This window comes from Streptococcus sp. GMD1S, assembly GCF_000296875.1.
Taxonomy (GTDB): Bacteria; Bacillota; Bacilli; order Lactobacillales; family Streptococcaceae; genus Streptococcus.
The window spans coordinates 1-743 of sequence record NZ_AJQY01000402.1 but is presented as its reverse complement, the minus strand read 5'-3'; the positions used below and the strand labels follow the sequence as shown (position 1 = coordinate 743).

1 pseudogene is annotated in these 743 nt (G+C 45.0%); it reads left to right on the top strand.

Features of this window, described 5'->3' with window-relative positions:
- Positions 1 to 743, top strand: a pseudogene (locus GMD1S_RS10645) (5-methyltetrahydropteroyltriglutamate--homocysteine S-methyltransferase); the annotation flags it as partial.

The window sequence follows — 743 nt, the reverse complement described above, 5'->3', positions numbered from 1 at the left end:
CGCAACAACTACGAAAAGAGCTTGGCTGTTCTTGAGCAAATCCCAGCTGAAAACATTGTTTTGACAAGCTCATGCTCACTTCTTCATGTGCCATTTACAACAGCTAACGAAGAATTTGAACCAGCTATCTTGAACCACTTTGCCTTTGCAGTTGAAAAATTGGATGAGATTCGTGATTTGGATGCTATCCGCAATGGTCAAGGCGCAGAAGCTCTTGCAGCTAACAAAGAACTCTTTGCGACTGAACGTGTGGGTGAAAATGCAGAACTTCGTGCGCGTATCGCTGGATTGACAGAAGCAGACTACACTCGTTTGCCAGCCTTTGCAGAACGTGAAGCTATTCAAGAAGAAGCATTCAAACTTCCAGATCTTCCAACAACAACCATCGGTTCATTCCCTCAAACTAAGGAAGTTCGTGCCAAACGTTTGGCCTTCCGTAAGGGAGAGTTGTCAGCAGAAGACTATGACAAGTTCTTGGCAGAGCAAATCGACGAATGGATCAAATGGCAAGAAGAAGTTGGATTTGACGTACTTGTACACGGTGAATTCGAGCGTAACGACATGGTTGAGTACTTCGGTCAAAACTTGTCCGGTTACCTCTTCTCTAAGAATGGTTGGGTACAATCATACGGTATGCGTGGGGTGAAACCACCAATCATCTGGGGTGATGTAACTCGTCTTAACCCTATCACTGTCAAATGGTCTAGCTACGCACAAAGCCGTACTGACAAACCTGTTAAAGG